General features: G+C 71.6%; 9 protein-coding genes and 1 pseudogene. 7 read left to right on the forward strand and 3 right to left on the reverse strand.

Features of this window, described 5'->3' with window-relative positions:
* The first annotated feature begins 452 nt into the window (after positions 1–452).
* Positions 453–1,012, forward strand: a pseudogene (locus L7D48_RS19475) (DinB family protein).
* A gap of 61 nt (positions 1,013–1,073) precedes the next feature.
* Here the strand turns inward: L7D48_RS19475 and L7D48_RS19480 are convergent.
* Positions 1,074–1,274 carry a DUF397 domain-containing protein gene (locus tag L7D48_RS19480; RefSeq protein WP_237880794.1) on the reverse strand — a complete coding sequence of 67 codons (201 nt, stop codon included), beginning with the start codon at positions 1,272–1,274 and terminating at the stop codon, positions 1,074–1,076.
* Complete coding sequence (locus L7D48_RS19485) at positions 1,271–2,098, reverse strand: helix-turn-helix transcriptional regulator (protein WP_237880796.1); 828 nt, start codon at positions 2,096–2,098, stop codon at positions 1,271–1,273. The genes L7D48_RS19480 and L7D48_RS19485 overlap by 4 nt, the downstream gene beginning before the upstream one ends.
* A gap of 125 nt (positions 2,099–2,223) precedes the next feature.
* On the opposite strand from L7D48_RS19485, the gene L7D48_RS19490 reads away from it, so the two are divergent.
* The 6 genes from L7D48_RS19490 (at position 2,224) to htpG (ending at position 8,379) form a co-directional block, all read left to right on the forward strand.
* Positions 2,224–2,427 carry a hypothetical protein gene (locus tag L7D48_RS19490; protein WP_093656222.1) on the forward strand — a complete coding sequence of 68 codons (204 nt, stop codon included), beginning with the start codon at positions 2,224–2,226 and terminating at the stop codon, positions 2,425–2,427.
* Positions 2,424–2,618 carry a hypothetical protein gene (locus L7D48_RS19495; RefSeq protein ID WP_237880797.1) on the forward strand — a complete coding sequence of 65 codons (195 nt, stop codon included), beginning with the start codon at positions 2,424–2,426 and terminating at the stop codon, positions 2,616–2,618. The genes L7D48_RS19490 and L7D48_RS19495 overlap by 4 nt, the downstream gene beginning before the upstream one ends.
* A gap of 56 nt (positions 2,619–2,674) precedes the next feature.
* A complete protein-coding gene (locus L7D48_RS19500; RefSeq protein WP_237880799.1) occupies positions 2,675–2,839 on the forward strand; it encodes a hypothetical protein in 165 nt (54 codons plus the stop codon).
* A 125-nt stretch (positions 2,840–2,964) separates the two neighbouring features.
* Entirely contained in the window at positions 2,965–4,083 is a 1,119-nt protein-coding gene (locus L7D48_RS19505; protein WP_237880806.1) for a methyltransferase domain-containing protein, read from the forward strand.
* Positions 4,084–4,321: 238 nt separating this feature from the next.
* Entirely contained in the window at positions 4,322–6,157 is a 1,836-nt protein-coding gene (locus tag L7D48_RS19510; protein ID WP_237880800.1) for a DUF262 domain-containing protein, read from the forward strand.
* 278 nt (positions 6,158–6,435) lie between these two features.
* Positions 6,436–8,379, forward strand: a complete 1,944-nt coding sequence (gene htpG / locus L7D48_RS19515) for a molecular chaperone HtpG (protein WP_237880802.1) — start codon at positions 6,436–6,438, stop codon at positions 8,377–8,379.
* Between the two features lie 67 nt (positions 8,380–8,446).
* Here htpG and L7D48_RS19520 read toward each other — a convergent pair.
* The coding region (locus tag L7D48_RS19520) for an AAA family ATPase (RefSeq protein ID WP_237880804.1) at positions 8,447–10,898 on the reverse strand (2,452 nt) is incomplete at its 5' end.

Consider the following 10,898-nt stretch of genomic DNA (forward strand, 5'->3'; position numbering starts at 1 on the left):
ATCCTGGCCGTCGGGCTGACGGCGTCTGTCTGTGGAGCTGGTGTAAGACCTCAACGGAGTACTCCGGGCGGGCAGTCGGCGATGAAGCAGAAAACCCCACGGCGCGAGCCGTAGGAATTCCCCTCCTTCAGGAGGGGGAGGAAGTCAACCTTGGACAAGCGACTCCGGCCTGCCCCGTCAGGGGCTGTCCGGATGCCGGAGTGATGCGGTCCTGAATTGTTCGTAATACCGAACAAGGGTCGAAGTGCCGAGCAACTGGATCGTACGGATCCGGTGAGCGGCGTCAATACCCCTCGCGCAACTCGGCTTCCACGGGTCTGCGGGTCTTCGGCGTGAGGGACAAGCGCAGCGCCGGAAGCGGGCCGGAACCGGAACCCGCGGGCAGGCCACGGCGCCACCACCCCAGGAGAACTCGGTGGCGGACGCGGGCCGTTGCGGACGAGCATGGGCGCATGAGCGACCAACCCGCGCGATGGACCCAGGCCACCGTCCACCCCGACATGTGGACCGACCCGGACGACGACCCCCGCGACAGAGAGGGCCCCGGCCCGGAGGGCGAACTGGCCACACTGCGGGAGTTCCTGGAGGACTACCGCACCACCCTGCGGATGAAGTGCGAGGGGCTGAATGCGGAGCAGTTGGCCCGCCGCTCGGTCCCGCCGTCGACGATGTCGCTGCTCGGCCTGCTCCGGCACCTCGCCGAGGTGGAACGCGACTGGCGCAACTGGATCAGTGACGGCGAGCCGCTGCCGAAGCTGTACGGCGCGCGCGACGCGGACTTCGACGGAGCCGTCGCGGACCAGGCCGTGGTCGACGCCGCGTACGCCGACCTGGAGCGCGAACAGGCCGCCACCGACGCCGCGTTGGCCGGCTACGGGACCTGGGTGAGCGCGTGGGCAAGGACGGGACCGCGATCCGGGAACTGATGGTGCACAGGATCGAGGAGTACGCCCGCCACTGCGGGCACGCCGATCTGCTGCGCGAATGCGTCGACGGGCGGGTGGGCCAGTGACGAATGCCGGGGGCGGGCCGTATCGGCCCGCCCCCGGCATTCGTCTGCTTGCGCTTCGAGGTCAGGAACGCGCGCGTCCCTTCGTCTCCGCCGTGAACGCGCTCCACGCCCGCGCGGGGAAGACCAGGGCCGGGCCGCCGGGGTCCTTGCTGTCCCGTACGGGAACCGCGCCGGGAAACCCGTCGGCGACCTCGACGCAGTCGCCGTTGCTCGCCCCGCTGTAGCTGGACTTGCGCCAGGTCAGGCTGTGGTCGTTGATCATCGCTTGTACTCCTCCGACACGGCCTCTAGCAGGGCCAGTGACTCCTCCGACGACAAGGCATCGCCCAGGGCGAGGTCGTAGGCCGACTGGCAGGCCTCGACCATGTCCGGGTCATCCATGACACGCCCGGTGCGCAGGCCTTCAACGTAGGCCACCGGAGGGGCGTCGGTGAACCGCATGAGGGTGACCATGCTCTCCAGCAGTGCATGCGCACCTGCGGAGAAGGGAAGCACATGGACCCGCACCCGTCCGCTGCGCCCCATCTCGGCGATGTGCTCCAACTGCTCCGCGATCGCGCCGCGTCCGCCGATGGGTCGCCGGAGGATCGACTCGTCCAGCAGGGTCCACAGAACCGGGGAGTCGGGGTCGTCGAGGATGCGGGCACGCTCCATCCGGTTGGTGACCCGTCGCTCCACATCCTTGTGTGTATAGACCGGGGTGCCAGCACGGAAGACGGCCCGCGCGTACGCCTCGGTCTGCAGGATGCCGGGGACGAGCGACGCTCCGTAGGTCTTGATCACGCAGGCCAGCTTCTCCATCTCGGCGGCAGCCGCGAAGTGGTCGGCGAAACGGCCCTCGTCCAGCGAGCGGCGCATGCGCTCGAAGAAGCCGTCCGTGCCCAACGCCTGATCGATCCGGCAGGCGTCCTCCGGCCGGGGCTTGCGCCTGCCGGCCTCGAAGTGGGCGATCATCTGCGGCGAGATGACGACCATCTCGCCGAGTTGGGCCTGTGTGAGGCCCTTGTTCTCGCGCTTGCGCTGAAGCTCCGCACCGTAGAACTCCTGTGGCGAGTAAGGACGGTCGATCCCGCCGCCGCGTCGCATGTGCTCAACACCCTTTCTCTCCAGCTCTTCTTGGAGAGCTGGAAGCCCTGTTGAGCGTACCGCCGCGGCAGCAGTCTGTGAGTGGGTGGATACGGAAAGCCACCACGCACAGCACAGGAGCAGGCATGGCGACGTACCTCGTGGACACCACGCGCGACCGGATCGGTGAGCTGATGGGCAGGAGCGGCGGGCGGTACTTCCTCCGCCCGCCCGGCGGGGGCCGGGAGTGGGAGTGCCTGCCGGAGAACACCCGACTGCCCACTCCCGAGGAGCAGTTGAGCGCGGGGGTGCGGGCGGCGAACCGGCACAGCGAGCAGCGCTGCCGGTGAGGCCCCGCACCTGGACCACCGGACGGTGCCGGCTCTACTGCCTCCGCCCGCAGGTGCCGGTGGTGTGGCTCGGGTCGGTGCAGACCCAGGGGCAGCAGGCCGAGCTGTACGCCTGCGAGGACTGCGTCCAAACGCTCAACGCCCTGGTGTGGGAGGCCCTGCGGCAACGGGACCGCGCCCCTGCCCGATAGACCCCGGCCTCCTTCGGGGCCGGGTCCGGAAACACACGACAGCGAGGAGAGAGAACATGACGAACCGGATGTGGCGCAACGGCGACGGCCACGCCGCCATCGGTGCCGACGGCGGCGGCGACAAGCTGCCGGGGGAGCCGTACCCCGGCCCGCACCAGCCGCCCACCCCGGACGGCGGCCCCGGCGTCCCCAACCCGCCCAAGGCGGTCACCGGCCGATGAGCACCGAGCACACGGAGCACATCGGGCACACCGAAAGCGCGGAGAACGCGCAGAGCCCGGGGGACGCGGAAAGCACCGGCACGGCCGGGCAGCGCCCCGGCCGCCTGGAACTGGCGCGCGCCCTCATGGCGGGCGGCGTCCTCTCCTCGGACTGGACGCCCGCCTTCGCGGCCGTACCCAGGTCGGCGTTCCTGCCGGAGCTGATCTGGCCCTACGACATGGAAGCGGGCCGCAGCGTCGCCGTGTCGATGGCGCAGGACCCGGACGCCTGGGCCCGGTACGCCGACGCCGACGTACCCGTCGTCACCCAGTGGGACGACGGCCGGCACACCGGCACAGTGCCGGGGCGGGAGCCCACCTCCTCGGCGTCCATGCCGTCCGTGGTCTTCCGGATGCTCCGCGACCTGGAGGTGCGGCCGGGCCACCGGGTGCTGGAGATCGGCGCGGGCACGGGCTGGAACGCGGCGCTCCTGGCCCACCGCCTCGGCACGGCGAACGTGGTGACGGTGGAGGTGGACGAGGCGGTGGCCGCCACCGCGCGCAGGGCGCTGGAGGCCTTCGGCCTGCCCGTCCGCGTCGTCCACGGCGACGGCTCGCGGGGCTTTCCCGACGGCTCGCCCTACGACCGGATCATCGCCACCTGCGGGCTGCGGTCCGTCCCGTACGCCTGGGTGGAGCAGTGCCGTCCCGGCGGCCGGATCGTCGCCCCGTGGGGGACGCACTACGGCAACGGCGACGCTGTCGCCCGGCTGACCGTCTCCCGCGACGGGGAGAGCGCGTCGGGGTTCTTCACCGGGCCGGTGGAGTTCATGAAGCTGCGCTCCCAGCGCCCGCCGTCCCCGGTCCACTCCGAGTACGTCACGGGCGGCGTGGCCGACGGCGAGGAGTCGTCCACCGTGCTGCCGGAGGGGGAGTTCACCGGGGAGCGGTTCGAGCCGGTGCACTTCGCGCTCGGGCTCCGGGTGCCGGACTGCCGGTGCGTCGTCGCCGACAAGCGCGAGGGGGCCCGGCCGGTGTGGTGGTACGGGCTTACCGACCGCTCCTGGGCCTGCGCGATGTTCCGCGACGGACAGGCCGCGCGCGTGTGGCAGTCCGGGCCCCGCCGGCTGTGGGACGAGGCCGAGGCCGCCCACCGCTGGTGGCAGCGGCGGGGCAGGCCGGGGTACGACCGGTTCGGTCTGACCGTCACCCCGCAGGGACAGCGGGCCTGGCTGGACGACCCGGCCGACTCCTGGCCGGTGTGAACGGGCCGTGTGGGAGCCCCGCCCGCTCCGGCGGGCGGGGCTCTGTCGGCGCCGCCCTTGAGGTGCCTCACAAGCCGATCCGGCAGCGCGGTCGTCTTCCCCGTAGGTGTACGGCGGACCCGTCGAACCCCCGCTCTGAAAACGGTAGTTCTGTCTCCGCCCGATTGGGGCGAATCCCTCCCGACGCCACCAGCCGATCACTACCGTGATCCAGGACGTACCGAAGGAAGGAGCCTGAGTGCGCGCCGACACGGTCGACCTGAAGCGGATCTTCGGCAGGGACATCCGGTACATGGTGCCGCTTTTCCAGAGGCCGTACGTGTGGAACAGGGACGACAACTGGACTGCCTTCTGGGAGGACATCCGCCGTACCGCCGAGCAGTCCGAGAGAGCGGCGGAGACCGGAGACACCGTCTTCCCGCACTTCCTCGGTGCGGTGGTCTTCGACGAGGCGCGCTACGCCTCGTCGGATCTGGAGGCGCGGCAGGTCATCGATGGTCAGCAGCGGCTCACCACCCTGCAACTGTTCCTGTTCGCCACACGCCAGGCAGCCCAGAAGGCCGGGGACGACCGCTCGGTACGCCTGCTCAGCCGGTTCCTCGAGAACGACCGGGACCTGTACGACGCCAAGCGCAATCCGGACCACCGTTTCAAGGTCTGGCCGACCAACGCCGACCGGGACGAATTCCGCTCGGTGATGAGCGGGGAGGAGAGCAGAGGGCGTCTGTCCGAAGCGGTTACCTACTTCCAGCGCGTCGTCAGTGCCTGGCTGGAGGAGGGCGAGGACTCCCGGCAGAGGCTCGGCAGTCTGGTGCAGACGCTCCGGGAACACCTGCGGCTGGTCATCATCGATCTTGAGGAGCACGATGACGCCCAGATGGTCTTCGAGACGCTTAACAGCCGTGGCACCCCGCTCGAGCACGCGGACCTGGTGAAGAACCTGCTGTTCCGCGAGGCCGAGCACGCCGGGGCGGACACCGGTCGCCTGTACAGCACCTACTGGGAACCGTTCGACCAGGACGAGTGGCGGGTCGACCAGACCACCGGGCGTATCACGCGCAGTCGGCTCGATGTCTTCCTGACCCACTGGCTCACCATGCGAACCCAGCGGGACTTCACCTTCCCCGCCCTGTTCAAGGAGTTCGAACGCTGGCAGCGGGTGCAGCAGGTGCCCGTGGAGGAGATCTTCGGGGAACTCTCCCGTTACGCGGAGATCTACGACAATCTTGAGAACCATGCGCCGGACGGGGTGGAAGGCCGCTTCCTGTACCGGATGAAGGTCATGCAGATGTCCACGCCGATGCCACTGTTGCTGTGCCTGTACGGGATGGGCGGGGAACTGCCCGAGAGGCGGCGCGTGCGGGCGATCCGGGGCATCGACAGTTACCTGGTGCGGCGTGCCGTCCTCAACCTCAGCAACCGGGACTACAACCATGTCTTCCGGGAGGTCGTCACCGCCGCGATCAAGCAGCCCGAAAGTGCCGACGAGGCCGTCCTGAGGACGCTGGCCGCGATGCAGGGCCAGCACCGCCAGTGGCCGACCGACGAGGAGTTCCGGAACGCCCTCGTCAACGATCCGATCTACCAGCGTCTCTACCGACACCGGGTGCGCATTCTCCTCGAAGCGCTGGAGGACGCCCTGCGCACCTCACTGACCGAGCAGCTGACCGCTCCAGTCGGCGAACACGTCGGTTCCAAGCTCACCATCGAGCACGTCATGCCGCAGAGCTGGCAGGACAACTGGCCGATCGACGGTGACGACCCCGACGCGGCCGCCGCTCGGGACGAAATCGTCCACACTCTCGGCAACCTCACCCTGGCGACTGCCAGGCTCAACCCGGCCATCGGCAACATGGGATGGCACGAGAAGCGGCAGTGGCTCGGGGAGCACAGTCTCCTCCGTCTCACCCACGGCACCCTGCTCAATCCTCCGCCCGGGGCCGAGGTGGAGGACTGGAGGCGGACCTGGGACGAGACCCGTATCAGGCAACGGGGCTCGTACCTGGCCAATCTCGCACTGCGGATCTGGCCTTCTCCCGGCGAACTCCTCGCCGAGGACGTCAACGGAGAGTGACCGACCGCCTGTCGGAACTCCGTGCGATTCCTCCCGGAGGGTATGCGGGCGCCTCGACGCGGGACCATCCCCGGCCACTTCCGGTTCGGGGCGAGCAGGTTCTGCCGGTACCGGTGAACACCTGGAACTGCCGGAGCCGGAGCCGGAGGCTGAGCGGACGGACGGAGGCTCGTCCGGCATAACATCGCGGGGAAAGGCATTTCCGGCAGGCCCCCGCGCCACCGGTGGCGCGGGGGCCTGCCGGGCACGGACGACGACTGGTGGGGGAATCCACGACCATGACGGCCGAGACGTTCGAGTTCCAGGTGGAGGCCAGCCGCCTCCTGCGGATGATGGTTCACTCGATCTACTCGAACAAGGACGTGTTCCTGAGGGAGCTGGTCTCCAACGCCTCCGACGCGCTCGACAAGCTCCGCATCGAGGCGCTGCGCGACGACTCGCTGGGTACCGATGTCTCCGACCTGCACATCGAGATCGAGACCGACAAGGACGCCCGTACGCTGACCGTGCGCGACAACGGCATCGGGATGTCGCGCGAGGAGGTCGTCGGGCTGATCGGGACGATCGCGAAGTCCGGCACCGCGGAGTTCGTGCGGAAGCTGGAGGAGGCCCAGAAGGCCGGGGACGCGGGTAACCCGGCTTCGGCGGAGGCGCTGATCGGGCAGTTCGGCGTCGGCTTCTACTCCGCCTTCATGGTGGCCGACGAGGTCACGCTGCTGACCCGCCGCGCCGGGGAGGAGTCGGGCACCCGCTGGACGTCCACCGGCGAGGGCACCTACACGATCGAGACGGTCGACGACGCGCCCCAGGGCACCTCGGTCATCCTGAAGCTCAAGCCCGAGGACACCGACGACCGCCTCTTCGACTACACGGCCCCCTGGAAGATCAGGGAGATCGTCAAGCGCTACTCCGACTTCATCACCTGGCCCATCCGCCTGGTCGAGACGGGCGCCGGAGAGGCGGAGAAGGACGCGGAGGGCGAGGGCGGCGGGAAGTCCGAGCCGGAGGTGGTCAACTCCCGCAAGGCCCTGTGGGCCCGGCCCCGCAGCGAGGTCTCCGACGAGGAGTACCACGAGCTCTACAGGCACATCAGCCACGACTGGACCGACCCGCTGGAGACCATCCGCGTCCAGGCGGAGGGCACCTTCGAGTACCAGGCGCTGCTCTTCCTGCCCGCGCGGCCGCCGCAGGGCGTCCTCTCCCAGGACCGGCGGGGCGTGCAGCTCTACGTCAAGCGCGTCCTGATCATGGAGGAGTGCGAGGAGCTGGTCCCGACCTACCTGCGCTTCGTCAAGGGCGTGGTCGACGCCCAGGACCTGTCGCTGAACATCTCCCGCGAGATCCTCCAGCAGGACCGCCACATCCAGCTGATGCGCCGGCGGCTGGCGAAGAAGGTGCTGTCCACCCTCAAGGAGATGAGGACAGCGCGGCCCGAGAAGTACGCGGACTTCTGGCGGGAGTTCGGCGCGGTCGTCAAGGAGGGTCTGATCAACGACCCCGACAACCGCGACGCGATCCTGGCGGCCTCCTCCTTCGCCTCCACCCACGACGCGGAGAAGGCGACGACGCTCCAGGAGTACGTGGAGCGGATGAAGGAGGGCCAGGAGCACATCTACTACCTCACCGGCCCGTCCCGGAGCGCGGTGGAGAGCTCGCCGCACATGGAGGCCTTCCGGGACAAGGGGCTGGAGGTGCTCGTCCTGACCGACCCGGTCGACGAGGTGTGGGTCGACGCGGTGCCCGACTTCCAGGGGAAGAAGCTGCTCTCCATCGCCAAGGGCGAGGCCGAGCTCGGCACCCGGGAGGAGAAGGAGCGGGCCGAGGCGGAGCGGGAGCGGCAGCGCGAGGAGTACGCCGGGCTGCTGGAGTGGATGACCGGGCGGCTCGGCGACGAGGTCAAGGAGGTGCGGCTGTCCTCCCGCCTGACGGTCTCGCCGGCCTGCGTCGTCTCGGACGCCGACGACATGACGCCGGGCCTGCGCAGCATGTTCCGCGCCATGGGCCAGGAGGTGCCCGAGAGCAAGCGCATCCTGGAGATCAACCCCAACCACCCGCTGATCACCGGCCTGCGCAAGGCGCACGCGGAGAACGCCTCCGCGCCGGACCTGGAGGGCATGCCCGAACTCGTCCACGGCATGGCGCTGCTGGCGGAGGGCGGCATGCCCGGCGACCCGGCCCGCTTCACCCGGCTGATGGCCGAGCGCCTGGAGCGGTCCCTGTGACCGGCCGCTGACGGCCCCGACGCCGTGGCCGGGGCGGCGGCCGTACGCCGTCCCGGCCACGGCGCCCTCACCCCCGCCGGCCGGCGACCTCGAAGGTCAGGCCGTGTTCGTCGATGCCCACCCGCGCCGTGTCGCCCGCGCGCAGGGTGCCGTCGAGGATCAGATCGGCGAGGTGGTCGTCCAGGTGGGTGCGGACGGTGCCGCGCAGGGGGTGTGCGCCGGAGTCGGGCTGGTAGCCCTGGTTGATCAGCCACTCGCGGGCGCTGAGATCGACCTCCAGGCCGATGCCCTGGGCGCCCAGCAGCCGGCGGCTGTCCTCCAGCAGCAGCCCGACGACGCGCAGCAGGTCCTCGCGGGCCAGGGGACGGAAGAAGACGGTCTCGTCGATCAGCTCCAGCAGTTCCGGCCGTACCCGGTCGCGCAGATGCGCCAGGGTCTCCTCGCGGAGCGCGCCGGGGTCGCCGGAATGGGCCAGCACCCTGCGCGGGTCGACGGTGACGGTCAGGACGACCACCGTCCCGCCGGGGCCGGCGGCGGGGCCCCGGGCGCCGGCCGGCCGTGCGCCCTCCAGCAGCCGCGCCAGCGAGTCGAGGACGTCCGGGTGGGCCCGGTCGATCCCGTCGAGCAGGACGACCGAGCGCGGCCCGCGCCGTACCGCCTCCTCCAGCCGTACCGCCTCCCGGTGCCCCTCCCGCAGGGCACCCGCGCCGAAGCGCACCAGGCGGCCCGCGTCGCCGAGGAGTTCGGCGGCCAGGGCCCTGGCCAGCTCGGTCTTGCCCACCCCGGGCGGCCCGGCGAACAGCAGGACCGCGGCGGGCCGCTCCGGGGCGCTCATCCCGGCCCGCGCCCGCCGTACCGCCCGTGTCACCGCCGAGACGGCCTCGTCCTGGCCGGTCACCCGCTCGCGCAGCCTCTCCTGCAGATGCCGCAGGTGCTCGCGCTCGTCGCGGGCCAGCCGGTCGGCGGGGATGCCGGTGCGCCGGGAGACGGCGCCGGCGATGTCCTCCACGGTCACCCGAGCGGCGCTCTCGCGCTTCTCGGCGACGGCGGCCCGCTCCAGGTCCAGCTCCCGCATGCCCTCGCGCAGCGTCGCGGCCCGGCCCAGGTCCTCCCGGGCCAGGGCCTGGTCGAGTTCGCGCCGCAGCAGGTCGCGGCGGTCCTCGACCTCCGCGACCTCGCCGCTGCGGCCGAGACCGCGCAGCCGCGCCCGGGCGCCGGCCTGGTCGAGCAGGGAGACGGCCTTGGCGGGCAGGAAGCTCTCGGGCAGGTGGCGGTCGGACAGCTCGGCGGCGGCCCGCAGCGCCTCGCCGGAGAAGCGGACCTGGTGGTGGGCCTCGTAGGAGCCGCGCAGGCCCTCCAGGATGCGCACGGTCTCCTCGACGGTCGGCTCGGGCACCAGCACCGGCTGGAACCGGTGGTGCAGGGCGATGTCCCGCTCCACATGGCGGCGGTACTCGTCGATGGTGGTGGCGCCCACGACGCGCAGCCCGCCGCGGGCGAGCGCGGCCCGCAGCACGCCGCCGAGGTCGGGAAAGCCGTCGGTGCCGGCGCCCGCGCCGACGAGGGTGTGCAGCTCGTCGAGGAAGAGAACGATCCGGTCGTCGGAGGCGACCTCCTCGACGATCGCGCGCAGCCGTTCCTCGACCTCCTCCCGGTAGCGGGCACCGGCGACCAGCGCGGCCAGTTCCAGGCCGACGATCCGGCGGCCCTGCAGCTCCGGCGGCACCCGGCCGGCCGCGATCCGCCGGGCCAGGCCCTCGACGACCACGGTCTTGCCGACGCCCGGCTCACCGATCAGGGCGGGGTTGTTCCGGGTGCGGCGGGAGAGCACCTCGACGATCTGGTCGATCTCCTCCGCGCGCCCCACCACCGGATCCAGCCGGCCCTCGCGGGCCTGCGCGGTCAGATCGCGGCCGTAGCGGTCCAGTACGGGAGTGGAGCCGGACCGGTCGGACGGACCGGATCGGCCGGACGGGCGGGAGGCGGCCCCGCGTACCGGCTCGGGCGCGGCGCCCGCGGCGCGCAGCGCCTGGCCGGCCCCGCTGCGGGGATCGTCCAGCAGGGCGGCCAGGACGTGCTCGGGGCCGAAGCGGGGCGCACCGGCGGCGCGGGCGCCCGTACGGGCCGCCAGCAGGGCGCGTTCGGCCGCGGGTGTCAGGGAGGTGCCGGCGCCGGTGCTCCTGGCGAGGGCCGGGAGCAGGTCGGCGGCGAGCCGGTCCGGGCCCACCCCGGCGTCCTCCAGGACGCGGCGCGAGGGGCCCACCCGGGTGGCGGCCCACAGCAGATGGCCGGTGTCCAGCTCGCCGCCGTCCCCGGCCGCCCGCCCGGCGGCCAGGGACAGCAGCTTCCGGGCGGACTCGTCCGGGAGCGCCCCGGCGGACGCGGGCCGGCCGCCCGGGTCCGGGGCCCGGGGGCCGGTGCCGAGGATGCGGTTGAGCGGTTCGGCGAACGGGTCCTGCGGTCCGAACACGGGCGTCGGCATGGAGATCACCTGGGCGGTGCCGGGGTCGGGGGCAGGG

It is taken from the genome of Streptomyces sp. ICN903 (genome assembly GCF_022015835.1).
In the GTDB taxonomy this organism is placed as follows: domain Bacteria; phylum Actinomycetota; class Actinomycetes; order Streptomycetales; family Streptomycetaceae; genus Streptomyces; species Streptomyces fenghuangensis.